Raw genomic sequence first — 24,430 nt, forward strand, 5'->3', positions numbered from 1 at the left:
GGTACCGGGGCCGGGATGCAGCGTTTTCCGGTGCGCCTGCCGGCGCTGTGGCGGCAGGCCTTCCCCAGCGTGATGCTCGGCGCCCTGGCCGGGCAAGGCTGGGGTTGGCTGCAAGGGGAGCCCTTTTCATGGCCCCAGAGCCTGCCGCTGATGGCGGCTGCGGCCGTGACGGTGGTGATGATCCACCTGCTCATGCCCACCGAGGCCGGGCCCGAGGGCCTGAAGCTCGGCACCTTCTGGGGCTGGCGCCGCAGCGTGGGCTGGGAGGACATCGCCAGCGCCGAGCACCTGCGCGGCGTGCCCTTGGTGGTGGGCATCCGCCTGCGCGACCGGCAGGGTCGCAACTACCTGCTGCCGCGAGACACGCTGCACCTGGCGGCCCTGCACGCGCTGGCCCTTTCGCGCGGCGGGCCGCAGCACCCGCTCACGCTTGCGCTCGAAGTGCCGATGTACCGGCTGTGAGCAGCGCTGCGCGCAGCCGCCGCGCAACCCCGCGCCAGCACGCTGCAGCCCGCGGCCCGACAATGCGCAGCAGCGCGCCGGCAACGGCCCGCGGCCCCTCGGACGGACCCGGCGTGCCCCGCGATGGACGGAGCCCCACGATGACGACGGAAGGAGCCCCGTGAAGACCCTGGACGAGATGCTCAGCCTGCGCCTGCTGTCGCCCGAACAGCACCACGACATCGGCGCCTACATCGCCGAGGCGCGCACCCCCGACGCCATCCTGCAGATGCCCGAGCCGCTGTGGCGGGCACTCTCGCTGGCCAGCCTGCTGATGAACCTGGACGCCGAGCTGCAGCAGCCGCCGCTGTTCGAAGCGTGAGCGCCGGGGCTGCAAAACCCCGCGTGGCCGTGGTGGGCGCGGGCATCGCCGGCCTGGTGGCCGCGCGCACGCTGGCCGAAGCCGGCTGCAAGGTGACCGTCTTCGAGAAAAGCCGCGGGCCCGGCGGCCGCTGTGCCACGCGGCGCAGCGAGGTGGGGCCTTTCCACCAGGGCGTGGCGGGCTTCGGCGCGCAGAGCGCGGCCTTCCGGGACACGTTGGCGGTCTGGCAGGCCCAAGGCTGGGCGGCGGCCGACGCATCAGGCCGCTGGGCCGGCCGGCCGACGATGAACGCGCTTGCGCGCCACCTGGCCGAGGGCCTGGCGCTGCGCACGGAACACACCGTGCGGCCCCCGCAGCGGAATGCCGACGGCACCTGGCAACTCGCCACCGCCGAACACGGCACGCTGCCCGGCACCTTCGACGTGCTGCTGCTGGCCGTGCCGGCCGAGCAGACGCGGCCGCTGTGCGCCGACAGCCCATCGCTGCTGCAGGCCTTGGCCGGCGTGCACGGCCAGCCCTGCTGGACGCTGATGCTGGGCTGGCCGCCCGGCGTGGCAGCGCCAGCGCTGCCCGACCCGGCGCGGGTGGCCGCCAGCCCGGTGCTGGCCGAGGTGGTGGATGTGAGCGCGCTGCCCGGCCCCGCGCCAACAGCGGGCCCGGGCTGGCAGCGCTGGGTGCTGCACGCCACGGCCGCCTGGAGCGCCGCCGCGCTGGAGCAGCGCCCCGAAGACGCCGTGGTGGCCTTGCTGGCAGCCCTGCAGAACCTGACCGAGCCCGGCCCGCCCGTGCCGGCCCCAGCCCACGCGGTAGCGCACCGCTGGCGCTACGCGCAGGTGGCCGAACCGGCGGCCGCGGCCTGCGGCTGGGATGCCGCGCTGCGCCTGGGCAGCTGTGGCGATGCCTGGGGCGGCGGGGCCGCTGCGCTGGCTGCCCGGCTGTCTGCCGGGCCGGGCCCCGCCGCGGTGCCCGAGGGTGTGGAACGCGCCTGGCTCAGTGGCCGGGCCTTGGCGCAAGCCATGCTGGCCGGCGCCTGATTCAAGGCCGGCCGCCGAGGGCCGGCCGCCGTGTCAGTTCAGAACCAGGCCCAGACGCGCCACACCCACTGGGGCAGGCGCACGCTGTCGGGGCGGTAGTGCTGGCGCAGGGCTTGGCGCATGGCGAATCTCCTGGAAGTGCGGGCGACGGAAAGCGACTGGAAAGAACTGTATACGCACCCAGCACTGTGTGCAACAACAGGTTTTCCCAGCCCCTTCCAGGCCGGCCCGGCCCGCGCCGCGCTCAGGCCGGGCGCAACACCGCCAGCGCCGCCGCCACCACGGCCTGCGCGTCCACCTCGAAGTGCCGCCGCAGCCGCGCCCGCGTGTCGCTGCGGCCGAAGCCGTCGGTGCCCAAGGTGACCATCTTCGCGTCGACGTACTCGGTGATGAGCTGCGGCCAGGCGCGCACCCAGTCGCTGGCGGCGACGATGGGCGCGTTGCCGGCCAGCAGGCGCTGCACGTGGCTGAGGCGACGTTCGGGCAGCGGCTGCGCCCGGTCGAGCCGCTGCAAGGCCTGCGCCTCGCGCGCCAGTTCGCTGTAGCTCGTGGCGCTGTAGACCTCGCAGGCGATGCCGTGCTGAGCGTGCAGGTGCTCGGCCGCCTTCAGCACCTCGCGCAGGATGGCGCCCGAGCCCAGCAGGCGCACCCGCGCCGGCCCTTCGCCAAAGCCTTGCAGCCGGTACAAGCCGCGCAAGAGATCGTCTTCCACACCCGCCGGCAGGCTGGGCATGGCGTGGTTCTCGTTGCCCATCACCACGTAATGGAACTCGTCGACCTGCTGCACCAGCATGCGGTGCATCGCGTGCTGCAGGATGGCCGCCAGCTCGCCCGCGAAGCCCGGGTCCCAGGCCACGCAGTTGGGCACCGTGCTGGCCACCAGCAGGCTGCTGCCGTCCTGGTGCTGCAGGCCCTCGCCGCCCAGCGTGGTGCGGCCGGCGGTGGCGCCGAAAAGCAGGCCGCGTGAACGCTGGTCGGCCGCGGCCCAGATGAGGTCGCCCACGCGCTGGAAGCCGAACATCGAGTAGTAGATGTAGACCGGCAGCATGGGCAGCCCGTGCACGCTGTAGCTGGTGGCCGCGGCGATCCAGCTGCTGAGCGCGCCGGCTTCGTTGATGCCTTCTTCCAGCAGCTGGCCGTCGCGCGTTTCGCGGTAGTACAGCATCGTGTCGCGGTCTTCGGGCTCGTAGTGCTGGCCCTCGGGCGCGTAGATGCCCACCTGGCGGAAGAGGCTGGCCATGCCGAAGGTGCGCGCCTCGTCGGCCACGATGGGCACGATGCGCGGGCCGAGGGTGGGGTCCTTCAGCAGGTTGCCGAGCATGCGCACCGCGGCCATGGTGGTGCTCATCTCCTTGCCCTCGGCCTTCACCGCAAACTCGCCCCAGGCCGAGAGCGGCGGCACGGGCAGCACCGGCGCCGTGCCGTTGCGCTTAGGCAGCGGGCCGCCCAGGGCCTCGCGCCGCTGGCGCAGGTAGCGCATCTCGGCGCTGTCTTCGGCGGGCTTGAGGAAGCGCAGCGCGGCCACGTCTTCGTCGCTGAGCGGCAGCGCAAAGCGGTCGCGGAAGGCCTTCACGGCCTCCAGGTCCAGCTTCTTGGCCTGGTGCGCCGTCATGCGGCTTTCACCCGCGCCGCCCATGCCGTAGCCCTTCTTGGTCTTGGCCAGGATGACGGTGGGCCGGCCGCGGTGGTCGCGCGCTTCGGCGAAGGCGGCGTAGAGCTTGCGGAAATCGTGGCCGCCGCGCTTCAGGCCATCGATCTCGGCCTCGCTCATGTGCGCCACCAGCTTCTGCACGGCCGGGTCTTGCCGGAAGAAGTGCTCGATGTTGTAGGCGCCGTCGTTGGCGCCCAGCGTCTGGTACTGCCCGTCCACCGTGCGGCTGAGCGCGCGCAGCAGCACGTGCTCGGTGTCGCGCGCGAAGAGCGCGTCCCACTCGCTGCCCCACAGCACCTTGATGACGTGCCAGCCGGCGCCGGTGAACAGCGCTTCCAGCTCCTGGATGATCTGCCCGTTGCCGCGCACCGGGCCGTCCAGGCGCTGCAGGTTGCAGTTGACGATGAAGGTCAGGTTGCAGAGCTTCTCGCGCGCGGCCAGCGTGAGGCCGGCGATGGACTCGGGCTCGTCCATCTCGCCGTCGCCGAACACGCCCCAGACGCGCCGCGTGCTGCAGTCGAGCAGACCGCGCGCGGTGAGGTAGCGCATGAAGCGCGCCTGGTACACCGCGTTGATCGGCCCCAGGCCCATGCTGCCGGTGGGGAACTGCCAGAACTCGGGCATCAGCCAGGGGTGCGGGTAGCTGCACAGACCGCCTTCCGAAGTGCTGTCTTCGGCCTGGATCTCTTGCCGGTAGCGCGCGAGCTGCCCCTCGCTCAGGCGCCCTTCGAGAAAGGCCCGCGAGTAGACGCCCGGCGCGCTGTGCGGCTGGAAGTACACGAGGTCGCTGCGCTGGCCGCACGCACTGCCCTGGAAGAAGTGGTTGAAGCCGACCTCGAAGATCTCGGCCGCGCTCGCGTAGCTGGCGATGTGGCCGCCCAGTTCGCCGTGCGCCTCGTTGGCGCGCACCACCATGGCCAGCGCGTTCCAGCGCATCACGGCGGTGAGGCGTTCTTCGGTGCGCAGGTCGCCGGGGTAGGGGCCCTGGCGCTCCAGCGGGATGCTGTTGCGGTAGGCCGAAAACGGCTGCAGGTGCGGCACCAGGCCCTGCTGCTGCGCCTGGTCTTGCAGCTGCTCGATGAGGAAGAGGCCGCGCCCGGGCCCGGCGCCGGCCACCACGGCCTGCAGGGCTTCGAGCCACTCGCGCGTTTCTTCGGGGTCGCTGTCGTGGCGGGGGTCGTGCCAGGGGTCCTGGGGCAGCTCGGCGGCCGGGGCCTGCGGGTCGCGTGCGTTCATGGTGTTCGGTCTCCTGGCGCCATTGTGTGGCGCCGTGTCACGGCAGGCCGCGCCGGGGCGATGCGCCCCGCGCTCTACAGTCTCGACCCATGTCGCACACCGCCTGGGCCCGCGCCCTCTCGATTGCCGGCCACCCGGCCCTGCTGATGCCCCTGGCCGTGGCCGGCGGCGGCAGCGCGGCCGGCGGCGGCCCCGGCGCGCGCGACACGCTCGCCGCCGGCCTGGGCGCGGCGGTGTTCATCGCGCTGTGCGTGGGCGCCTACACGGCCTGGCGCGTGAAGGCCGGCCGCTGGGCGCACGTGGACGCCTCGCAGCCGCGCGAGCGCCTGGAGCTCAACCTCTTGCTCGTGGCACTGCTCTTCGGCATGGCCGCGCTGCTGGCCGCCCTGGGCCAGCCGGCGGTGACGAGCCTGGGCCTGGCGCTGGGCGGTGCGCTGGTGGCCGCGGCGCTGGCACTGCGGCGCTGGGGCAAGGTCTCGCTGCACGTGGGTTTTGCCGTGCTGGCGGTGGCGCTGCTGTGGCCGCAGCCGCTGTGGGCGCTGGCAGCGGCGCTGCTGGCCGCGGGCGTGGCATGGTCGCGGCTCGAGTTGCAGCGGCACACGCGCGCGGAGGTGGCCGCCGGGCTGGCACTGGGCGCGCTGGCCGGGGCCTGCTTTGTAGGGATGGCGGGCCGGCTGGGGGCCTGAAGCGGTCGGCCAGCGCCTACAGTCGCGCCTCGATCCGCAACCACCCCAGCCCCCGCCCGCGGGGGCCGAGCAACGCCATGGCCGCCATCCAAGTCCAGTGCACCGACAGCCGCAGCACGCGCCTGCTGCTCGAACTCTTCCAGCGCAGCGCCGACGGCGGCGCCGACACCCTCCTGCGCCGCGGCGTGGTGGCCGCGGCCACAGCCGTCACCGTGAACACGGCGGCCGACCAGTACCTCGTGGTCAGCGACTTCGGCGACGGCGCCGGCAAGTCGGTCGACAACTGGTAGCCCCGCGGGCAGCCGCCACGCGCAGGCGGGTCGCTATGCTCGGCGGCCCTGCTGCCAACGCCCGCTGCCTGCCGTGCAAAACCGCCTCTTCTCGCACCTGCCTCGCATCCTTCGCCCGCTCCACGCCGGGCTGCTCGGCGCGGTGGCCGCCGGCCTGCTGGGCGCGGCCTCCAGCGCCGGGGCTTTCGGCGGCGCCGGCCACCGGCTCATCGCCGAGACGGCCGAGGCCCGGCTGAGCCCGGCCGCACGTGCCGAGGCGCAACGCCTGCTGGCGCTGGAGCCCGGAGCCACGCTGGCGAGCATCTCCACCTGGGCCGACGAGAACCGCTCGCTCGGCACCGCGCGCTGGCACTACGTGAACTTCCACCGCGGCGAAAGCTGCCAGTACGAACCCGCGCGCCTGTGCATCGAGGGTGAATGCGTGGTGGGCGCGCTGCAGAAGCAGATGGCGTTGCTGGCCCAGGCCGGCACCACCGACGCCGAGCGTCTCACGGCGCTGAAGTACGTGGTGCACCTGGTGGCCGATGTGCACCAGCCCCTGCACGCGGGTTTCTTCGACGACCGCGGCGGCAACAGCTTCCAGCTGCAGGCCTTCGAGCGCGGCACCAACCTGCATGCGCTGTGGGACACCGGCCTGGCCGTGAACTGGCCCGGCGGCGACGAGGCCTTCCGCACGGCGGTGAAAACCGCGCCAGCCCCGGCCGTGCAAGGCACGCCGGTGCTGTGGGCCGAAGAAAGCTGCAAGATCGTGGCGCAGCCGGGCTTCTACCCGGAAGAGCGCACCCTGCCCGCAAGCTATGCGCCGCGTTGGGCCGGCACGCTGACGCAGCGGCTGCAGGCCGCCAGCGTTCGGCTGGCGCAGGTGCTCAACGAGGCGCTGGGCGCCCGTTGATCGGCGGGGTTCAGGCCGCCTTCCAGAAGATGTAGTCGGCCTGGTAGTTCACCACCTCGCGGCGGCCCTTATCGGCGGCACCGCAGGCCAGGGCCGGCGCGACGCCGCCCTTGGTGGCCACACGCTGGATGTGCGTCACACCCGTCAGCGCGCCGGCGCCCATCGCGGGGTTGGCCTTCACCAGCTGCAGCGGGATGCTGCCGGCCCCGGCCGGGGCCACGGCCAGCTGCGTGGCGGTGAGCGAAGAACCGTCGTCCAGCGCCCAGGTGGCGGGCGGGCCGAAGTAGCGGCCCACGCGGCGGCCGCTGCGGTCTTGCAAAGAGGCCTCGGGGCCGGCAAACACCCACTCGAACTGGCCGGCCGTGCTGGCCTTCTCGCGGCATTCGTAGGTGATGCGGCCCACGCCCACGGTCTCCATCGCCACGCGGTGGCCGGCGGGCACCTGCACGGCGGACGGCAGCAGGGCCTGGCTGAAGGTGGGGGCGGCTGTCATCGGGGTGCCGGCGCAGGCCGACAGCAGGGCCGCGGCGGCCAACGTGGCCAGCAGGGCGGGGCGGGTGTTCTTGTGCATGCGGACTCCAGGCGGTGAAGAAGGGTTCGGAGGGTCGGGCGGGGCGTTTCCAGGCGCCCACGCCCTCCCTTACGCGGCCCGGCCCGAAGCGGATGCAGGCCCCGGTTCAGACCGGGCCCACCGAAACCACCGGCCCCGTGGGCGCACCCGTGGGTGAGCCGCCGATGGGTTCAACGCTCACGGCAAAGGCCGCCGTGCCGCGCTGCGCGCTGGCGGGCAGCAGCAGCGTGGTGGCACGGTCGGCACGCACCAGGCCCAGCGAACGCGGCCCCCCTTGGCTGGGCACCGCCCACAGCTCCAGCGCCTGTGCCGCCGACAGCGACGGGGCCTGCAGAGGCTGCAGCACCAGCGCACGGCCATCGGCGCTGAGGCTGGCCACGAAGAGCGCCGGCCCGGCCACGGCGGCGCCGGGCTGGGGCGCCAGCACCACCACCGTGGGTGCCTGCGGCGGCCCCGGCGTCGGCGGCCAGAGCAGCAGCACCAGCACCGCCGTGCTGGCCAGCGCGCTGAAGCCGCGCCACAGCGCCAGCGCCTGCCACCAGGGCCGAGGCGCCGCGCCGGTGGCCGCCGCGGCCGGCGGGAAGAGCCGCGCTTCCAGGCCCGTCCACACGCGCTCGGGCACGGCCACGGGAGGCAGAGCGAGGTACAAGGGCGCCAGGCGCTGTTCCCAGGCCCGCACGGCCCGGCGCAGCGCGGGGTGGGCGCCCAGCAGCGCCTGCAGGCGCCGGCGCGCGGGGCCGCGCAGGGTGCCCAGCACGTAGCCAGCGGCCAGGCCGTCGGCGCGCTCGGGGCGGCCGTAGTCCACGGCTCAGCCCGCCGCCGCGGCGCGGCACTGGGAGAGCAAGGGGCAGTGTTGCAAGCGGGTCTCGTGCTGAGTGGCGGTCAGGAGGGATACGCAGCCCAGCCCCAAAGAGATGCGCGCAGGGGCGCCCGGACGCGCCCGGCCAAGCCGGCAGCGCGGCAAATGCCACACCCGCGGCCGCGGGCGCTCAGCCGTTCAGGGCTGGAACCAGCTCACCAGGCCTTCGGCGCCTTGTTGCGGGGGCTCGGCCAGGAAAGCGTGGCGCAGCCGCGGCAGGCCACGTTCGCGCCACCAGGCCTCGGGCTCGGTGCTGGTCTGCGGGATGGCGGTAAGCGCCTGGCGCTGCAGGCGCAGCGCGGTGATGCGGCCGGCCTCCACGCGCAGCGGCTGTGGCTGCTCGCCCACGCGCAGCAGGTAGTCGCCGGCGGGCAGGTCGAGCAGGGCGTGCGTGCGCGTGCCCAGCAGCGGCGTGCCCTGCACCCAGCGCCGCGTCGACCGCGTGGTGATGTCGCCGCCGGGCGGCTCGGGCTGCTCGGCCGTGCCGGCCGGCCACAGCTTGGCACCACCCAGCAGAGGCTCGGCCAGCTTGTTGGGCATCTCGTTGACGAACACCAGGCCGGCGCGGCCCTCGGCCGGCTTCCAGCTGGCCATCTCGGCGGCGGGCACCCAGCGGCTGTCGGCCAGGGGCACGGCCTCGCGCCACCAGCCGCGGCGCAGCAGGTCGCGCGGGATCTCGTGGCGCAGCAGCGTCTGCAGGGCCTGCGGCAGCGTCTCTTCGATGGCCTTGCGGTCGAACATGAAGACCCGCTGCGAGCGCCCGGCGTGCCAAAGCCAGCGGCCGGTGTCGCGGTCGATCACGGCCTCTTCGAAGAGCCAGAACAGGTCGCTGCGGTCTTCACGCCATTGCCAGACCACCAGCGCCACGTAGCGCCGCTGCGGGGCCGGCGCCAGCGCCGCCACGATGGCCGCCGGCTGCCGCGAAGGCAGGGCCTGCGTGGCCAGGCGCACCGGCACGGGCAGCGCAGGGCCAGGCGGGGCCGCGGTGTAAGCCTGCAGCGCGCTGCAGAAGCGCTGCGTGGCGGGGTCGACGCCCGGCCCGAGGCTCAGGCCGAAGACCTTGGCGGTGGCCGGCGGCCGGCAGCGCTGGTCGGGCGAGAGCACGACGATCTCCACCTGCTCGGCCGGCAGGGTGTCGGGCAGTTCATCGCGCCAGACCTGGTAGCCGCGCCAGAGGTGCCAGGTGGGCGCTTCGGCGGCCAGGGCGATGGGGGCCGGGGCCGATGGGGCCGATGGGGTGGATGGGGCGGCGGCAGCCGGGCTGCCTGCGGGCTGTGCGCCTGCGCCTGCGGCGGTGGCCAGCCACAGCGGCAGAAGGCGCGGCAACAACACGGTCCAGAGCTTCATGCAACAGCAGGGCAAGAACACGGAGCGCGCGAGTGTGCAGCAAACCCTGGCGGCGAGCCTTGGCCGCACTGGCATCATGCCGAAGCAGCGGCGCCCCGGGGCGCTGTCCACCCCCCTTCGAGAAGGAGCCTGCGCGATGCGCATCGTCGAACGCAATGTCTATGTGGGCCCGTCGCTGTACGCGCACTTCCCGGTCATCAAGCTGGTGCTCGACCTGGGCGCGCTGGAAGCCTGGCCCACCGGCAAGCTGGGGGCGGCTTACGTGGACGCGCTGGTGGCCGCGCTGCCGGGGCTGCAGGAACACGGTTGCAGCTACCGCGTGCCGGGCGGCTTCATCCGGCGCATGCGCGGCGACGCCGAAGACCCCGACGGCACCTGGCTCGGCCACGTGATGGAGCACGTGGCCATCGAGCTGCAGAACATCTCGGGCGAGAACGTCACCTTCGGCAAGACACGCAGCATCGACGGCCAGCCCGGCGTCTACACCGTGGTCTACGAGTACGAGCAGCGCGACCAGGGCATCGAGGCCGGTGAACTCGCCCTCAAACTGCTGTGCAGCCTGCTGCCGGCCGAGCTGCGCCCGGCCGACGTGGTGCCCGAGGATTGGGACTGGGCCGAGGCCCGCGACGGCTTCATCCGCTATGCGCAGCGCCGCGCCCTCGGGCCCAGCACCGCCAGCCTGGTGAAGGCCGCGGTCGAGCGCGACATCCCCTGGCTGCGCCTGAACGAGCAGAGCCTGATCCAGCTGGGCCACGGCAGGTACCAGCAGCGCATCCAGGCCACCGTCACGGGCCGCACCAGCTACATCGCCGTGGAGCTGGCGCAGGACAAGGAAGAGACGAACAAGATCCTCGCCAACTGCGGCCTGCCCGTGCCGCGGCAGGAACTCGTGCGCAGCGCCGACCGCGCGGTGCGCGCCGCCGAGCGCCTGGGCTACCCGGTCGTCACCAAGCCCTACAACGGCAACCACGGCCGCGGCATCAGCATCGGCCTGAAGACGCCCGACGAGGTGCGCGCCGGCTTCGCCGCCGCGCAGGAGCACAGCAGCAGCGTGATCGTGGAGACCTACCTGAACGGCGAAGACCACCGCCTGCTGGTGGTGGGCGGCGAGCTCATCGCTGCCACCAAGCGCACGCCGGGCCGCGTGATCGGCGACGGCACGCACACCGTGAAGCAGCTGGTGGACATCGTCAACCAGGACCCGCGCCGCGGCATCGGCCACGAGAAGGTGATGACGCGCATCGAGCTCGACGCGCAGGCCGACATGATGCTCACGCGCCAGGGGCTGACCGTGGACAGCGTGCCCGCCGCAGGCCAGGAAGTGCTGCTGCGCAGCACCGCCAACCTCAGCACCGGCGGCACCGCCACCGATGTGACCGACATCATCCACCCCGACAACCGCGAGATGGCCGTGCGCGCCGTCACCGCCATCGGCCTCGACGTGGGCGGCGTCGATTTCCTCTGCCCCGACATCAGCGAGAGCTACAAGGCCGCGGCCAACGCGGGCGCCGGCATCTGCGAGATCAACGCCGCGCCGGGCTTCCGCATGCACGTGGCGCCCAGCGAGGGCACGCCGCGCGACGCCGCCGGGCCGGTGATCGACATGCTGTTCCCCCCGGGCACGCCCAGCCGCGTGCCCATTGCCGCCATCACCGGCACCAACGGCAAGACCACCACCAGCCGCATGCTGGCGCACATCACCAAGATGGCCGGCTACACGCCGGGCCTGACCACCACCGACGGCGTCTACATCGACGGCCAGCGCACCGTGGAAGGCGACATGACGGGGCCGGTCGCCACGCGCATGGTGCTGGCCGACCCGAAGATCGACATGGCCGTGCTGGAGGTGGCGCGGGGCGGCCTGCTGCGCGCCGGCATGGGCGTGCCCTTCGTCAACGTGGGCGCGGTGCTCAACGTCAAGAGCGACCACCTCGGCATGAAAGGCATCGACACGCTGGAGCAGCTGGCGGAGGTCAAACGCATCATCGTGGAGGTGGCCAAAGATTGCGCCGTGCTGAACGCCGACGACGAGAACGTCATCCGCATGAGCGCGCACACCGACGCCAAGCACCTCTGCTACGTCACCACCAACCCCGAACACGCCGTGGTGCGCGAGCACATCCGCGCCGGCGGCCGCGCCTGTGCGCTGGAAGCCGGTGTGAACGGGCAGATGATCACGCTCTACGACAAGGGCCGGCACATCCCGCTGATGTGGACGCACCTGATCCCGGCCACCCTCGAAGGCCGCGCGATGCACAACGTGCAGAACGCGATGTTCGCGGCGGCGCTGGCCTTCAGCCTGGACATCAAGCTCGACGCCATCCGCCAGGGCCTGCGCACCTTCGACACCACCTTCTTCCAGGCGCCGGGGCGCATGAACGTGTACGACGAGCACCCGTTCAAGGTGATCTTCGACTACGCGCACAACGCGCACGCCGTGGGCGTGATGGCCGACCTGGCGCAGCGCCTGGACGTGCGCGGCCGGCGCATCGTGGTGGTGGCCGGGCCGGGCGACCGGCGCGACGAAGACATCCGCGACATCGCGCGGGCGGTGGCCGGGCGCTTCGACCACTACATCTGCCGGCGCGACGACGGCCTGCGCGGCCGCGCCAGCGACGAGGTGCCGAACATGATCGCCGCCGTGCTGCGCGCGCAGGGCGTGCGCGAAGACCAGATCACCATCATCCCCGACGAGCAGGAAGCCATCGACCACGCCTTGCGCATGGGCCAGTTCGGCGACCTGCTGCTGGTGTTTGCCGACGCCCTCACTCGCAGCTGGAAGCAGGTGACGAAGTTCAGGCCCGAGGGCGCGGTGGCGCAGGCCGCGCCCGCGATGGCCAGCACACCCAAGGCGGCCGCCGAGGGCGGCGACAGCGGCTCGGAAGACCGCCACCGCAACCCGCTCTCCGACGACGGCGCGCTGCTGGCCAGCGGCTTCGTGCGCGACGAACGCGGCCTGCGCTTCGTTGGCGAAGCTTCAGACTGAGCCGCGGCACAGCACCCGTGCACGACGACGATGAAGGCCCGCCACCGGCGTTCGAGAGCTCGCGCCGGCTGACCGGCCCCAACCGCTGGTTTTCGGTGCCGGCCGTGGCCCTGACACCGCTGGGCGCGGCAGCTGCAGACCCCAGCGCACTGTCCGGCTGGCAGCAGCGTGTGCAAGCGCTGTGCGCCGCCTTGGGCTGGCCGGCGCCGCAAACGCACGTGGCCACGGGCGCGGCCGGCACGGTGCTGGCCTTCGTGCCGCCCGAGGCCGCGCTGCTGACGGCCACCGACCTCAACGAATGGGCCTGGGAGCGCGCGGCCGAGGCGCACGCGCCGCTGGCCGCGCAGGGCTTCGCGCTGACGCAGCCCGCGTGCGACGACATAGACGCCATGGCCCGGCACTTCCGCGCCAAGACCGCCGCCGAGGCCTCGCGCCCGCTGCAGCGCCTGCAAGCCGCCGCCCACGCGCACGGCCTGCCGCTGTTCGACGACGACGACAGCGTCTCCATCGGCATCGGCAGCGGCAGCCGCACCTGGCCGCGCGCCGTGCTGCCCTTGCCCATGGACGTGCCCTGGTCGCAACTGCACGCGCAACCCGTGCTGCTGGTGACGGGCAGCAACGGCAAGACCACCACCACGCGGCTGCTGGTGGCGATGGCCGAAGCCGCCGGCCGCGTGGCCGGCCACTGCAGCACCGAAGGCGTGGTGGTGGGCGGGCAGCCCGTGCACACCGGCGACTACGCCGGCCCGGCCGGCGCCCGCGCCGTGCTGCGGCACCCGGCGGTGCAGTTCGCGGTGCTGGAAACCGCACGCGGCGGCCTGCTGCGCCGCGGCCTGGTGGCGCGGCAGGCCGATGCCGCCATCGTCACCAACGTCAGCGCCGACCACCTGGGCGAGTACGGCATCGCCAGCGTGGAGGACATCGCCGAGGCCAAGCTCGTGGTGGCGCACGCGCTGCGCGAGCACGGCACGCTGGTGCTCAACGGCGGCGACGCGGTGCTGATGGCCGTGGCGCGGCGCACGCCGCACGTGCAGGCGCTGTTCGACGCCGGCCGCGTGGCGCTCTTCGCGCACGACCTGGCACACCCGCTGCTGCAGGCACACCGTGCCACAGGCGCGCCGGTGTGCGGCAGTGCGGGCGGCGAGCTCGTCTGGGCCCAGGGCGACGTGGAAGCTTCGTTGGGCGAGATCTCGCAGATGCCGCTCACGCTGCAGGGCGCAGCGCGGCACAACATCGAGAACATCGCCGCCGCGGTGCTGGCCGCACTCGCTGGCGACCTGCCACTGCCGGCGCTGCGCGCCACACTGGCGCAGTTCGGCGCCGCGCCGCAAGACAACCCCGGCCGCCTGGAACGCTGGCCCTGGCGCGGCGCCACCGTGCTGGTGGACTACGCCCACAACCCCGACGGCCTGGCGCAGCTGCTGCAGGTGGCACAGGCGCTGAAGCCCGTGCGCCTGGGCCTGCTGCTGGGGCAGGCCGGCAACCGCGACGATGCGGCCATCGCGGGGCTGGCCCAGACCGCGGCGCGTTTCGCGCCGGCGCGGGTGGTGGTGAAGGAACTGCCGCAGATGCTGCGCGGCCGCGCGCTGGGCGAGGTGCCGGCGCTGCTGGCCGCTGCGCTGCATCAGGCCGACCTGCCGGCCCACGCGCTGCAGCACGAGCCCGACGAGAAAGCCGCCGCGCTGGCCCTGCTGGCCTGGGCACAGCCCGGCGACGTGGTGGTGCTGCCCGTGCACACCACGGCCGTGCGGCAGGCGCTGGCCCAGGTGTTGGCGCAGGGCACGGCCGCTGGCCCAGGTGCCGAAACGGGCGATGTGTCGGCGCCGACAAGAACTGGCTGAACGCCTGCAACCTGGCGCTGTTGAACTGTGGGCTGTCATTCCATTCACAGCCTGCCAGCCGCCGATGCCCCACCACGCCCCTGAAGCCGGCACCCCGCCGAGCATGCCGCCGGTCGCCCCGCCGCCGAGCCCGCGAGACACCGCCGAGCCCGGCCGCGGCGACGCCTGGCAGGCAGCCTTGTGCGCCGCCTTGTGCGCCTGCCTGGGCGCGGCGCTGCTGCTGGCGTCGTGCCAAGGCGACGGCGGCGAACCCCTGGCCAGCGGCACCAGCCGCAGCAAGGTCGCCGCCAGCATCGGCAGCGCCCTCAGCCCGCGCTGATCGAGGGAGCCGCCGGGGGTGCCACCCCGGCCCCCTCCACGCCGTGGCGTCGCAGTGCCGCGGCCACCGCGCCCTCGGCCTTGGCCGCTTCGATGAACCGATGAAGCACCCGCTGCGCCGCCGCGCCGCGGCCAGCCGGAATGCCAGTGGCCTGCTCGATGACCATGAAGCGGCCGGGCAGCAGGCGCAGCCCGCCGGCTGCGGGGCCCAGGCGCTCGACCTCGGCCTGCAGCGGCTGCTTCACACCCGCGGCGACCTCCGCGCCGCTGGCCAGGAACTCGGCCACCACGGCCTGCGAGCTGGGTGCACGCTGCAGCGTGGCGTGCTGCAGGGTGCGGCTGAGGTAGAGGTCGTAGGCGCTGCCCTGGCCCACCACCACGCGCATGCCGGGGCGGTCGACCTCGTCGTTGCGCTGCAGCGGGCTGGCGCTGCGCACCAGATAGGCGCCCTCGATCAACAGGTAGGGCGCCGAGAAGCGCAGGCCCTCGCCACGCTGCGGATCGACAGCGAAGAAGCCCAGGTCGGCGGCTTCGCTGCGCACCGCAGCCACGGCCTGCGCGGCGGTTTCCACCACCTGCAACGCCAAGGGCACGCGCAACTGCGCGGCCAGGGCGCGGGCGAGATCGACGCTCACGCCTTCGGCCGTGCCCGGCCCGGCCCCGGCGCGGGCCAGCAGCGGGTTGCCCAGGTTGATGGCGGCGTGCAGCGTGCCGCGGGGCGCCAGCAGCGGGGCCTCGTGCATCGACGGCCCCGCTCAGCGCGTGACGGTGGTCACCATCGTGGCCGCCGGGAAGGCGCCACGGAAGCTGAGCACGAAGTTCTCGATGCGGTGGCCCGGCAGCAGCGTGGCCAGCGCGCCCTGCCGCTGCGTGGTGAAGCTCACCTGCGAACCGAAATCGAAGCTGATCAGCGGCAGCGTGGTGGCCATCTTCGTCTCGCGCCCGCCCGGGCCGGCCACCCACCAGTTGGCCAGGAAGCTGGTGTCGAAGCCCGGCACGTTCACCGTGCCGTGGAGGAACCAGCGCGGCCCGGCGGCCGGGTGCTCGGGCGCCACGGCCACGAAGAGATCGCCGCTGCCGCCCGCCGCCGTGGGCGCCGGGGCGGTGTAGGCCAGGCCCTCGTCCAGCACTGCCGGCACGCCGGCGCCGCGCAGTGCCTGCACCAGGGCCGGGCTGTTGCTCACGTAGCCCAGGGTGTAGTTGTTGATGGCGGTGTTGGGGTCGGTGCCGGTGCCGTCGGGCGACACGATGATCAGGCCGACCTGCGCCACGCGCCCCGGCCGCGCCGGGCGGGCGCCCACGCGCACGGCCGCACAGTCGGCGGCGCGCACCACCAGGCGCGCGCCGGCCGCATCGGCCACCAGGGTGTAGCGGGCCGGCACCAGGGCACGCGCGGCGGCAGCGTCCACCACCGCGACGCCGACGAATTCGGTGCATTGCGTGAACTGCACGGTGGGGGGCTGGCTGCCGCCGGGACCGTCGCCGCTGGCCAGGGCGAGCAGGGGACACCACAGCAAGGCCAGGGCTGCGGTGCGGGGCTGGAAGCAAGACAGGGCGAAGGACGGGCGCATGCGGCATCTCCAGGTCGGGTGAACGGGAGCGCATGGTCGGCACTGCGGCCCGCGCTGTCGACCTGCAGGCAACCGTGAAGCTAGGGGGCCGGCGCGCCGGTGCACCGCCGCCCGGCAACGCCCGCTTGGCGTCCCGAAGGCTGGGGTCTTGGGGAACACGAGCAGCGCCGGCCGCAGCCGCGCCACCAGAATGCGCGCCCATGACGCACCCCGCCCACCCCCTCCTCACCGCCCCGGCTCCGGCCGGCCTGTCCACCGGCCCGGGCCGCGGCCTGCAGCGCCGCCACCTGTTGGCCGCCGGCCCCGCCGCACTGCTGGCCGTCGGCCTGCCCGGCTGTGCCAGCCTGGGTGGCAGCGCCAGCACCGAGCCCGATGCCGCCCTGCGGGCCGTGCTGGCCGCACCGCACCGCAGCGAAGCCAACCGCGCACGCGACGTGTGGCGCAACCCCGGCCCCACGCTGGCCTTCTTCGGCATCCGCCCCACGCTCACGGTGGTGGAGCTCTCGCCCGGCGGCGCCTGGTACAGCGAGATCCTGGCGCCCTACCTGCGCACCAGCGGCAAGCTCTACCTGGCGCACTTCCCGGCCGACAGCGCCAACGCCAACATGCGCCGCAGCCGTGCGAACTTCGCCGAGCGCATGGCCAAGGCCCCCGAGCTCTACGACAAGGCCGTGCTGGCCACGCTGCCCACGGCCACCGGCGCGCCCGAGGTGCCGGCCGGCAGCGCCGACCTGGTGCTGACCTTCCGCAACGTGCACAACTGGGTCAGCGACAAGAGCCTGGACGACAAGCTGCGCGGCTGCTTCGCGATGCTCAAGCCCGGCGGCGTGCTGGGCGTGGTGGACCACCGCGCCAACCCCGGCACCACGCTGGAAGCCATGGCCAAGAGCGGCTACGTCACCGAAGCCTTCATGGAAGAACGCGCCCGCGCCGCCGGCTTCGTGCTGGCCGCCAAGAGCGAGATCAACGCCAACCCGAAGGACACGAAAGACCACCCGAACGGCGTGTGGACGCTGCCGCCCACCTTCGCGCGCAAGGAAGTCGAACGCGAGCGCTACGCCGCCATCGGCGAGAGCGACCGCTTCACGCACCGGTATGTGAAGCCGGCTTGAGGCCGGGGCCTGCGGGCGGCCTCTTCGGTGGCCGCACCGCCCGCGCCGCCAGCAGGGACAGCAGCGCCAGCCCGATCAGCGCCAGCGAGCCGGGTTCGGGCACCGGCTGCGCACCACCGCCCGGGGGTGACGCGGGCGGCGCCACGTAGGGCTGGGTGCTGAAGCTCGTGATCCTGCCGCTGTAGCTGATGAAGGTGTCGGGGCCGCCATTGCGGTTCCAGAAGAAGCCGAAGCCGATGGCCTGCACGCTCAGCGTGCCGGGCACGCTGTCGATGGCCAGCGGGATGTCGGTGCCGCTGATCACCGGGTCGTAGAGGCCCCAGGCGAAGGTCAGCGCCAGGCGCCCGGTGACACCGCCGCCGTAAAGCCCGGGGCCCACCTGCCAGCCGGCAGGCAGGCCGGTGATGTCGTTCATCGATTGGTCGATCAACTGCAGCCGGTCGTGCAGGCGGCCCGCGTCGCCGTTGGTCACCACGGCCGCGGCCGAGCCGGGGCCCACGCCGTTGTAGGCGCTGCTGGGCGAAGGCGAGAAGGCCAGGCCCGTCGATCGCGCCTGCAGGCCGCCGGCCTGCAGCGAGGCGCTGAAGCTGTTCAGGCCGGTGAAGTTGTGGACGAGGCTGGTGTTGAAGCTGCTGGGCACGTAGCCATTGGGCGGGGCATTGGTGCTCGTGACCATCGCAGGGTCGAAGATGTAAGTGCCGCTGACCGAGCCCCAGTGGCTTTGCGCGATGGCGCTGGTGCAGCCGTTGCCGGCGCAGGTGTCGAAGCGGGCCGTGTAGTTCAGCTGGATGGGTGCGGCCTGGGCCCCGGCCGCAGCGGCCAAGGCCAGGGAGATGAAGACGCGGGAAGAGCGCATGGCAAAGACCTTGGCAAGGGTGAAATGCCCGAGGCCCCGGCCCCGGTCCCTTGCTTACGCCGCCCCGGCCCGGCCGGTGTGTCACACCGCCGGCCTCCACCCCGCGAACGCGGGGCGCCGCACGCCTTCAGCCGCTGCGCCCGATCAGCCCCGGGTTGCGCTTGAGCATCGGCGTCACCAGCGGCACCGTCAGCATGGTGCTGGCCACCGCCATCAGCAGCAGCGCGGTGAAGGTGCCCGAGGTGATGACACCTTTGTCGAGCAGCACGTTGGCGAAGATGATCTCGATCAGCGCCTTGGTCTGCAGCAGCCAGCCCACCAGGCTGGCCTCGCCCGGCTGCCAGCGCTGCACGCGCGCGGCCAGGTGGATGCCCAGCAGCTTGCCGCCCACGCTGGCGGCCAGCAGCAGCGCCGCAGCCAGGAAGACGGTGGCGCCGCCCAGCGTCCAGTTGGTGCGCAGCCCGGTGCTGAGGAAGAACACCGGCATCAGCACCAGCAGCACGTGGTGGCGCAGCTGGTCGAGCTTGTCGCGGTCGAACCAGCGCATGTCCAGCGCCACGCCGGCCAGGAAGGCGCCCACCATGTAGTGCAGGCCGCACCAGTCGGCGCCCAGCGCCACGACGATCAGCCACACCAGCGCCACGTACCAGCGGTCGCTCTCGGCCAGGCGCTGCATCAGCCAGCGCAGGCCCCAGCAAGCCAGCGCAAACAGCACCAGGAAGATGACCTGCCGGCCCACGCGCTGCCAGTCCAGCAGGATGATGGCCAGCACGCCCCAGATGGCGATGTCGTCGAGGCTGGCATAGCGCAGGATGCGCTGGCCCAGCGGCTGGCGCAGGATGTCCATCTTCTCCATCAGCAGGATCAGGATGGGCAGCGCCGTCACCGCGCAGGCCATGCCGATGCCCAGCACGAACTGCCAGGTGGCGGCCTTCGGGCCCACCCAGCCCGGCACCAGCAGCAGCAGCGCCGCCGCGGCGCAGCCGGCCAGCAGCGGCGTGAAGAGCGCGAAGCCCGCGGTGACGGCGCTTTCGCGCCGGCTCTTCCAGGCCAGCGGCAGGTCGAGCTCGATGCCCGCCAGAAAGACGAACAGCGACACCGCCCACCAGGCCACGCCGTTGAGCGACGCAATCACCGGCGGCGTGAAGATGGCGCCGTAGACCTCGGGCAGCGCCGCGCCCAGCAGCCCGGGGCCCAGCAGCACGCCGGTGACGATCTGCACCACCACCAGCGGCGCCCAGTAATCGGTGCGGAAGACGCGCCAGATCAGGTAGGGGATGCTGAAGACGATCAGCATCGCGACGAGGAAGAGCTCGGTGGTGTTCATCGAGGGGGGGTCGGGGCAGGGCGGCGTGCGAAAGCGCGCGAATGTACCCCGCCGACGCGGCTATCGTCGGAACCCTCAGAGCGGGAGGTTGCATGCGCAGGCAGGTCGGCATCATCGGCACCGGTTCGGTGGGCACGAGCGTGGCGGTGTCCACGCTGCAGGCGGGCGTGGCGCGCACGCTGTGGCTGCACGACCTGAACGCCGCCCGCGCCGAAGGCGAGGCCATGGACCTGGCCCACGGCGCGGCCTTCTACCCCGCCTGCGCGCTGCGCACCGCCACGCTGGCCGAGATGCGGCAGTGCGACGTGGTGGTGGTGGCCGCCGGCCGCAACAGCCGCCCCGGCGAGACGCGCCTGGACCTGCTGCGCGACAACGCACGCGTGATGGCCGACGTCGGCCACGCGCTGGCCGGCTTCGAGGGCACGGTGGTGCTGGTCACCAACCCCGTGGACGTGCTGACGCGCGTGCTGCAGCAGGCCAGCGGCCTGCCGCCCGAGCGCGTGCTGGGCACCGGCACCATGCTCGACACCGCACGCCTGCGCCAGATGCTGGGCGCGGAGCTGGGCGTGGCCACCAACTCCATCCACGCCCAGGTGCTGGGCGAGCATGGCGATTCAGAACTGGTGCTGTGGTCGGGCGCGCAGGTGGGCGGGGTGCCGCTGCGCCAGTGGCGGGGCTGGCAGGCCGAAACCGAGGCGCGGCTCGCCCACGCGGTGCGCGTGGCGGCCTACGAGGTGATCCAGCGCAAGGGCATGACCAACCACGCGATCGGCATGGTGACGGCCCGGCTGCTGCAGGCGCTGCTGCGCGACGAGGGCCGCGTGCTCACGGTCTCGCGCGTGCAGCAGGGCGCGGCGGGGCTGCAGGGCGTGGCGCTCTCGCTGCCCACGGTGGTGGGCCGCGGCGGCGGCGTGCAGGTGCTGGTGCCGCAGATGGATGCGGCCGAGCAGGCGGCGCTGGCCCACTCGGCGCAGGTGCTGCAGGCCGCGGCCGCCAGCGTGGCGGCCTGAACCGCCGGCCGGGTTCTCAGGCCAGCGCGGGCTCGGCTTGCCGCTGGCGAGCGGGCGCCACGCGGCGCGCCTGCACGCCCACGGCCACCAGGCCCAGGGCCATCAGCAGCCAGGTGCCGGGCTCGGGGATCACCGCCACCTGGCGCAGACCCACGGTCTGGATCAGCGTGGCGAACTCGGCGTAGGAGAAATCGCGGTCTTTCGTGCGCTCGATGCTGGGCATCAGCGACGGCGAGGCGCCGGTGGCCATCACCGACCACAGGCTCTCGCCCGGGTTGGGCGCCTGACCACTGGGGTGCACCAGGCTCAGGCCGTGGCCGATCTCGTGCGTGACGGTACCGGCCAGCAGGTTGATGCGCTGCTGGTTGTTGGTGGCCAGGCTCAGCAGCCCGGCGATGCTGTCGGTGAGGGTGCTGCCGAAGATGGTGCCGTTGGCGACGCTGGAGACGCCGGCGCTGTTGCGCACGCAGCCCAGGCAGGCCTGGCCGAGGAAGCCGACGTTCGGGTTGGCGTCGCCAATGGCCATGGTGTACCACTCGGTGTCGCCGTTGGTGGGCGCGGTGTTGCCGTTGCTCCACTCGAAGTTGATGTTCAGCTCGTAGCCGGCGGGCAGCGGGCTCTGCGCGTTGGTGGCGAAGCTGGGGTAGCCCAGGTAGTGGTTCTGCACCGCGGCCAGCGTGGCGTTGCGGATGTCGGTGATCGACATCCCGGTGAAGCCCCAGCTCGCGAACGTTTCGGGCACGCTGGCCACGCCGGCGCGGTCGATCGTGGGCGCGGCCACGAAGTTCAGCATGATGGTCAGCGCTTCGGCCGGCTTGTCGGTGGCCAAGCCGAGGCCCAGGGCCAGCGTGGCGGCGATGGCGGCCTTGCGGCCGGTGTGCAGGGCGCTGCGGGTGTTCATGGCGGTGTCCTCCCTGGGGTGGCCTGACGGCTTTTGTGAGCGGGGTCTGCGGCCACGCCGCAACGCGACCGACTATGCCGAGGAAGCCCGGCAGCGTCTCGCAAGCCAGGCCCCGCACCCCGTGAATGGGGGATGCGCAGCGCCGGCAGGCCTCAGGCCGGCACGGTGTCCCAGGGCGCGACCGAGCCGTCGTCGCTGGCCGGGCCTGCGGCCAAGGCCCCCGGCGCGGAGGCCGCGGGCTCGGTGCGCTGCTGCAGGCCGCCCAGCGCCTCGATCAGCTCGGGGATCAGCAGCTTGAGCTCGCCGGTGAAGAGGGCCACGTCGGCATCGAAGCCGCCCTCGTCCTTCTGCGCAGCGCCTGCGTCGGCGCCGCTGCCTTCCAGCACCACGTCCAGCAGCTTGATCTTCTTCAGCGTCAGCGCTTCGGTGAGCACGAAGCTCACACGCCCGGCCCAGGTGAGCGCCAGCTGCGTGGGCAGCTTGCCCTGGCGCACGTGTTCGCCCACCTCGTCGATGTCCAGCGTGTGGCGCGCGTAGCGCACGGTGGCCTTCTCGCTGTCGGGCTGCTTGAGTTCACATTCGCGGTCGATGCTGAAGCCGGCCGGCGCTTCCTTCTCGGCCAGCCAGGCGGCCATGGCACTGGCCGGGGCCAGCGCCGTCTGCACAAGCGCGACCTTGAAGCCGCCGCCCAGCTGTTCCACGAGACGCGTGACCACGGCATCGGCCTTCTTCACACTGCCGGCGCCCACCAGCAGCCACTGCGCCTTGGGGTCGATCCACACGGCGGTGTGCGAGCGCTTCGGAAAGGCGCGCGGCAGCAGCTGGTGGATGACCTCTTCCTTCAGCTCCTTGACGATCTTGCCCTTGGGGCGGCGGCCGGTGTCCTTCTCGATGGCATCGAGCTTCTTGCCCACCTGATCTTTGATGACGCCGCCGGGCACGGCCTTGGTCTCGGTGGCCAGGCGCAGCAGGTATTGGCCGCCCACGCTCTCGATCAGCGGGCCGTGGGCCTCGCCGCGCGGCTCCACCCAGCCGATGGATTCAGGTTGGCTGGCGCCGCACTCGACGAAACGCGCGCCTTGCAGGCGCTTGTCGATCTCGGCCAGGCCGGGGGCGTCCCAGTGTTCGATGCTGTAGACGAGGGCGTTCTTGAACATGGCGGGGCCGGGTGGCCTGAAGGGCCCCAGGGGCGGGCGTCAGGCAGGGGGAAAGGGGCGCGATTATGGCCGCCGCGGCAGCCGCAGCACGGCCTGCAACCCACCACCAGCGCGCGGCCCCAGCGTGAGCGCGCCGCCCAGGCGCTGCGCGAGTTCACGCGCGATGAACAGGCCCAGCCCGGCGCCACCCGTGGCGCGGTTGCGCGAGCTCTCCAGCCGCACGAAGGGCTGCATCACGGCGGCCAGGTCGGCCTCAGGGATGCCGGGGCCGCGGTCCAGCACTTGCACCTCCACCGCCTCGGCCGTGGCCTGCAGCACCACTTCGGTCGCGCCGGCGTAGCGCAGCGCGTTGCCCACCAGGTTGTCGACGATGCGGCGCAGCGCCAGCGGCTCGGTGGCCAGCACCGTGGGCGCGGCACCTTCGGGCCCGGGCCGCAGGGCCACGGGCTCGCCCTGCTCGGCGCGGTCGTCCACCAGGGCCTGCAAGAGGGCCGCCACGTCCACCTGCTGCGGCGCCGCGCCCCCCGCACTGCCGCGGAAGACCTCCAGCACGGCGTCGATCAGCGCGTTCATCTCGGCCAGGTCGGCCACGCTGCGCCGCTGGAACTGGGCCTCCAGCGGGGTGGTTTCCAGCCGCATGCGCAGCCGCGTGAGCGGGGTGCGCAGGTCGTGCGAGATGGCAGCCATCATCAAGCCGCGGCCCTCGAAGACCTCGCGCAGCTGCTGCGCCATGCGGTTGAAGACGGTGGCGGCGCTGCGCACCTCGGCCGTGCCGTGGCGCTCGTCCAGCGGCGCGGGCTGCCGGCCCTGGGCCAGCGCCGGCCCCAGCCGTTCTGCCGCGCCCACCAGCCGCGTGACCGGCTGGGCCAGCCAGCGCGAGCCCCACCAGGCGGCCAGCGCGATGATGACGAAGCGCACACCGTAATCGATCACCCACAGGCCGCCAGGCAGCGGTGGCGGCAGCGAGGGGAAGGTGGGCGTGGGCGGCTCCCCGCGCGGCGGGGGCCGGCGCGCTTCATCCCCGGCGCGCGGTGGCGGCCTCGTGCTCTCGAAGGCACCGGGGGGCGGGCCGGCGAGCAGGCGCACGGTGCTCCAGGCCGCCACGTGGCTGAGCACCAGCGCCGCCCACATCAGCAGGAAGAGGCGCAGCGCCAGCGTGTCACCGCGCCAGCGGCGCCGGCGCCCGCCGGGGGGCGCGGCGCTCACTGCACCTCCACGTCGAAGAGGTAGCCCTCGCCGCGCACGGTGCGCAGCAGCGTGGGCTCGCGCGAGGTGTCGCCCAGCTTGGCGCGCAGGCGCGAGACAGCCAGGTCGATGCTGCGGTCGTTGACGTCCACGCCGGGCGCGCGCGTCAGCTCAAGCAAGCGCTCGCGGCTGAGCACGCGGCCTGGATGCTCGACGAAGGCCGAGAGCAGGCGGAACTCGGCGGCCGACAGCGGCACGGTCACCTCGTCGGCCGTGAGCAGCTGGCGCGCCACGCGGTCGAAGCGCCAGCCGGCAAAACGCGCCATGCGCGCGCCCGCCGCACCGCCCCGCTGCCCGCGCCGCAGCACGGCCTGGATGCGCGCGATGAGTTCGCGCGGTTCGAAGGGCTTGGCGACGTAGTCGTCGGCGCCCAGCTCCAGGCCCACGATGCGGCTGGTGGGGTCGCCCCGCGCAGTGAGCATGATCACCGGCAGGTTCGGGTGCTGCTGCTGCACCCAGCGCAGCAGGCTCAGGCCGTCTTCGCCGGGCAGCATCAGATCCAGCAGCACGAGGTCGGCCGTGCCGGCCTGCACCAGGCGGCGCATCGTGGCGCCATCGGCGGCGGCCTGGGCCTGCAAGCCGAAGCTCTGCAGGTAGCTGCACAGCGAACTGCGGATCTCCGGGTCGTCGTCGACCACCAGGCAGCGCGTCATCGTTTCCTCCACCCCGGCCGTGCGGGCCGATGGTGGAAGGTTACCCAGAGTCACGGCGTGCCAG

At 73.2% G+C, this 24,430-nt stretch carries 23 protein-coding genes; 11 read left to right on the top strand and 12 right to left on the bottom strand.

From position 1 onward, the window contains the following. Positions 1-15 precede the first annotated feature (15 nt). From EOE66_RS01490 to EOE66_RS01500, 3 genes are all read left to right on the top strand, one after another. Entirely contained in the window at positions 16-462 is a 447-nt protein-coding gene (locus EOE66_RS01490) for a PH domain-containing protein (RefSeq protein ID WP_128226912.1), read from the top strand. Between the two features lie 160 nt (positions 463-622). Continuing rightward, positions 623-823 carry a hypothetical protein gene (locus tag EOE66_RS01495; protein WP_128226913.1) on the top strand — a complete coding sequence of 67 codons (201 nt, stop codon included), beginning with the start codon at positions 623-625 and terminating at the stop codon, positions 821-823. Then, on the top strand, positions 820-1,857 hold the full coding sequence (locus EOE66_RS01500; protein ID WP_164884953.1) for an NAD(P)/FAD-dependent oxidoreductase: 1,038 nt from the start codon (positions 820-822) through the stop codon (positions 1,855-1,857). Before EOE66_RS01495 ends, EOE66_RS01500 begins: the two co-directional genes overlap by 4 nt. Before the next feature lie 244 nt (positions 1,858-2,101). On the opposite strand, the gene mdeB is transcribed toward EOE66_RS01500, so the two are convergent. Continuing rightward, positions 2,102-4,744 (bottom strand): alpha-ketoglutarate dehydrogenase, encoded by a 2,643-nt coding sequence (mdeB, locus tag EOE66_RS01505; protein WP_128226915.1) that lies wholly within the window; start codon positions 4,742-4,744, stop codon positions 2,102-2,104. A gap of 89 nt (positions 4,745-4,833) precedes the next feature. On the opposite strand from mdeB, the gene EOE66_RS01510 reads away from it, so the two are divergent. The 3 genes from EOE66_RS01510 to EOE66_RS01520 all read left to right on the top strand — a co-directional run bounded on the left by EOE66_RS01510 (position 4,834) and on the right by EOE66_RS01520 (position 6,612). Further along, a complete protein-coding gene (locus EOE66_RS01510; protein WP_128226916.1) occupies positions 4,834-5,430 on the top strand; it encodes a phosphoesterase in 597 nt (198 codons plus the stop codon). Positions 5,431-5,507: 77 nt separating this feature from the next. Further along, positions 5,508-5,720 (top strand): hypothetical protein, encoded by a 213-nt coding sequence (locus EOE66_RS01515; protein WP_128226917.1) that lies wholly within the window; start codon positions 5,508-5,510, stop codon positions 5,718-5,720. 73 nt (positions 5,721-5,793) lie between these two features. Continuing rightward, positions 5,794-6,612 (top strand): S1/P1 nuclease, encoded by an 819-nt coding sequence (locus EOE66_RS01520; RefSeq protein ID WP_205702607.1) that lies wholly within the window; start codon positions 5,794-5,796, stop codon positions 6,610-6,612. A 10-nt stretch (positions 6,613-6,622) separates the two neighbouring features. Here EOE66_RS01520 and EOE66_RS01525 read toward each other — a convergent pair whose 3' ends face one another. The 3 genes from EOE66_RS01525 to EOE66_RS01535 form a co-directional block, all read right to left on the bottom strand. Next, a complete protein-coding gene (locus EOE66_RS01525; protein ID WP_128226918.1) occupies positions 6,623-7,183 on the bottom strand; it encodes a DUF3455 domain-containing protein in 561 nt (186 codons plus the stop codon). Between the two features lie 106 nt (positions 7,184-7,289). Then, positions 7,290-7,988 carry an anti-sigma factor gene (locus tag EOE66_RS01530; protein WP_128226919.1) on the bottom strand — a complete coding sequence of 233 codons (699 nt, stop codon included), beginning with the start codon at positions 7,986-7,988 and terminating at the stop codon, positions 7,290-7,292. Between the two features lie 192 nt (positions 7,989-8,180). Beyond that, the gene (locus EOE66_RS01535; RefSeq protein WP_128226920.1) at positions 8,181-9,389 is read right to left on the bottom strand and encodes a hypothetical protein; all 1,209 of its coding nucleotides are present in this window, start codon (positions 9,387-9,389) and stop codon (positions 8,181-8,183) included. A 136-nt stretch (positions 9,390-9,525) separates the two neighbouring features. On the opposite strand from EOE66_RS01535, the gene cphA reads away from it, so the two are divergent. The 3 genes from cphA (at position 9,526) to EOE66_RS01550 (ending at position 14,535) form a co-directional block, all read left to right on the top strand. Beyond that, complete coding sequence (cphA, locus tag EOE66_RS01540; protein WP_128226921.1) at positions 9,526-12,375, top strand: cyanophycin synthetase; 2,850 nt, start codon at positions 9,526-9,528, stop codon at positions 12,373-12,375. Between the two features lie 17 nt (positions 12,376-12,392). Further along, the gene (locus EOE66_RS01545) at positions 12,393-14,216 is read left to right on the top strand and encodes a Mur ligase family protein (RefSeq protein ID WP_128226922.1); all 1,824 of its coding nucleotides are present in this window, start codon (positions 12,393-12,395) and stop codon (positions 14,214-14,216) included. A gap of 103 nt (positions 14,217-14,319) precedes the next feature. Next, positions 14,320-14,535 (top strand): hypothetical protein, encoded by a 216-nt coding sequence (locus EOE66_RS01550; protein WP_128226923.1) that lies wholly within the window; start codon positions 14,320-14,322, stop codon positions 14,533-14,535. On the opposite strand, the gene EOE66_RS01555 is transcribed toward EOE66_RS01550, so the two are convergent. Then, on the bottom strand, positions 14,522-15,277 hold the full coding sequence (locus EOE66_RS01555) for a transporter substrate-binding domain-containing protein (RefSeq protein ID WP_128226924.1): 756 nt from the start codon (positions 15,275-15,277) through the stop codon (positions 14,522-14,524). The genes EOE66_RS01550 and EOE66_RS01555 overlap by 14 nt on opposite strands. A gap of 12 nt (positions 15,278-15,289) precedes the next feature. Then, positions 15,290-16,105: a hypothetical protein gene (locus tag EOE66_RS01560; RefSeq protein ID WP_128226925.1), complete on the bottom strand. Its 816-nt coding sequence runs from the start codon at positions 16,103-16,105 to the stop codon at positions 15,290-15,292. Between the two features lie 200 nt (positions 16,106-16,305). Here EOE66_RS01560 and EOE66_RS01565 point away from each other — a divergent pair, with 200 nt between their 5' ends. Continuing rightward, positions 16,306-17,217, top strand: coding sequence for a class I SAM-dependent methyltransferase (locus EOE66_RS01565; RefSeq protein ID WP_245478859.1), 912 nt, complete (start codon positions 16,306-16,308; stop codon positions 17,215-17,217). Here the strand turns inward: EOE66_RS01565 and EOE66_RS21915 are convergent. Together EOE66_RS21915 and EOE66_RS01575 are read right to left on the bottom strand one after the other, a co-directional pair. Next, complete coding sequence (locus EOE66_RS21915; RefSeq protein WP_205702608.1) at positions 17,189-18,073, bottom strand: PEP-CTERM sorting domain-containing protein; 885 nt, start codon at positions 18,071-18,073, stop codon at positions 17,189-17,191. The two genes, EOE66_RS01565 and EOE66_RS21915, sit on opposite strands and share 29 nt — an antisense overlap. A gap of 127 nt (positions 18,074-18,200) precedes the next feature. Beyond that, positions 18,201-19,400 carry a cation:proton antiporter gene (locus tag EOE66_RS01575; RefSeq protein ID WP_128226926.1) on the bottom strand — a complete coding sequence of 400 codons (1,200 nt, stop codon included), beginning with the start codon at positions 19,398-19,400 and terminating at the stop codon, positions 18,201-18,203. A 92-nt stretch (positions 19,401-19,492) separates the two neighbouring features. Here EOE66_RS01575 and EOE66_RS01580 point away from each other — a divergent pair, with 92 nt between their 5' ends. Then, a complete protein-coding gene (locus EOE66_RS01580; RefSeq protein ID WP_128226927.1) occupies positions 19,493-20,410 on the top strand; it encodes an L-lactate dehydrogenase in 918 nt (305 codons plus the stop codon). Between the two features lie 16 nt (positions 20,411-20,426). Here the strand turns inward: EOE66_RS01580 and EOE66_RS01585 are convergent, their stop codons facing one another. The 4 genes from EOE66_RS01585 to EOE66_RS01600 all read right to left on the bottom strand — a co-directional run bounded on the left by EOE66_RS01585 (position 20,427) and on the right by EOE66_RS01600 (position 24,366). Then, a complete protein-coding gene (locus EOE66_RS01585; RefSeq protein WP_128226928.1) occupies positions 20,427-21,311 on the bottom strand; it encodes a PEP-CTERM sorting domain-containing protein in 885 nt (294 codons plus the stop codon). Positions 21,312-21,463: 152 nt separating this feature from the next. Further along, positions 21,464-22,468, bottom strand: coding sequence for a recombination-associated protein RdgC (locus EOE66_RS01590; protein WP_128226929.1), 1,005 nt, complete (start codon positions 22,466-22,468; stop codon positions 21,464-21,466). 63 nt (positions 22,469-22,531) lie between these two features. Continuing rightward, positions 22,532-23,674, bottom strand: a complete 1,143-nt coding sequence (locus EOE66_RS01595) for an ATP-binding protein (RefSeq protein ID WP_128226930.1) — start codon at positions 23,672-23,674, stop codon at positions 22,532-22,534. Then, positions 23,671-24,366: a response regulator gene (locus EOE66_RS01600; protein WP_128226931.1), complete on the bottom strand. Its 696-nt coding sequence runs from the start codon at positions 24,364-24,366 to the stop codon at positions 23,671-23,673. Before EOE66_RS01600 ends, EOE66_RS01595 begins: the two co-directional genes overlap by 4 nt. Positions 24,367-24,430 lie beyond the last annotated feature (64 nt).

This window comes from Rubrivivax rivuli, assembly GCF_004016505.1.
In the GTDB taxonomy this organism is placed as follows: Bacteria; Pseudomonadota; Gammaproteobacteria; order Burkholderiales; family Burkholderiaceae_C; genus Rubrivivax; species Rubrivivax rivuli.

Excerpts from the sequence above, each read along its gene's own strand:
- EOE66_RS21915 (WP_205702608.1), bottom strand. The coding sequence starts at position 18,073 with ATGCGCTCTTCCCGCGTCTTCATCTCCCTGGCCTTGGCCGCTGCGGCC.
- EOE66_RS01590 (WP_128226929.1), bottom strand. The coding sequence starts at position 22,468 with ATGTTCAAGAACGCCCTCGTCTACAGCATCGAACACTGGGACGCCCCC.
- mdeB (WP_128226915.1), bottom strand. The coding sequence starts at position 4,744 with ATGAACGCACGCGACCCGCAGGCCCCGGCCGCCGAGCTGCCCCAGGAC.
- EOE66_RS01535 (WP_128226920.1), bottom strand. The coding sequence starts at position 9,389 with ATGAAGCTCTGGACCGTGTTGTTGCCGCGCCTTCTGCCGCTGTGGCTG.
- EOE66_RS01580 (WP_128226927.1), top strand. The coding sequence starts at position 19,493 with ATGCGCAGGCAGGTCGGCATCATCGGCACCGGTTCGGTGGGCACGAGC.
- EOE66_RS01560 (WP_128226925.1), bottom strand. The coding sequence starts at position 16,105 with ATGCGCCCGTCCTTCGCCCTGTCTTGCTTCCAGCCCCGCACCGCAGCC.
- EOE66_RS01515 (WP_128226917.1), top strand. The coding sequence starts at position 5,508 with ATGGCCGCCATCCAAGTCCAGTGCACCGACAGCCGCAGCACGCGCCTG.
- EOE66_RS01490 (WP_128226912.1), top strand. The coding sequence starts at position 16 with ATGCAGCGTTTTCCGGTGCGCCTGCCGGCGCTGTGGCGGCAGGCCTTC.
- EOE66_RS01550 (WP_128226923.1), top strand. The coding sequence starts at position 14,320 with ATGCCGCCGGTCGCCCCGCCGCCGAGCCCGCGAGACACCGCCGAGCCC.
- EOE66_RS01510 (WP_128226916.1), top strand. The coding sequence starts at position 4,834 with ATGTCGCACACCGCCTGGGCCCGCGCCCTCTCGATTGCCGGCCACCCG.
- EOE66_RS01585 (WP_128226928.1), bottom strand. The coding sequence starts at position 21,311 with ATGAACACCCGCAGCGCCCTGCACACCGGCCGCAAGGCCGCCATCGCC.
- EOE66_RS01525 (WP_128226918.1), bottom strand. The coding sequence starts at position 7,183 with ATGCACAAGAACACCCGCCCCGCCCTGCTGGCCACGTTGGCCGCCGCG.
- cphA (WP_128226921.1), top strand. The coding sequence starts at position 9,526 with ATGCGCATCGTCGAACGCAATGTCTATGTGGGCCCGTCGCTGTACGCG.
- EOE66_RS01565 (WP_245478859.1), top strand. The coding sequence starts at position 16,306 with ATGACGCACCCCGCCCACCCCCTCCTCACCGCCCCGGCTCCGGCCGGC.
- EOE66_RS01575 (WP_128226926.1), bottom strand. The coding sequence starts at position 19,400 with ATGAACACCACCGAGCTCTTCCTCGTCGCGATGCTGATCGTCTTCAGC.
- EOE66_RS01600 (WP_128226931.1), bottom strand. The coding sequence starts at position 24,366 with ATGACGCGCTGCCTGGTGGTCGACGACGACCCGGAGATCCGCAGTTCG.
- EOE66_RS01555 (WP_128226924.1), bottom strand. The coding sequence starts at position 15,277 with ATGCACGAGGCCCCGCTGCTGGCGCCCCGCGGCACGCTGCACGCCGCC.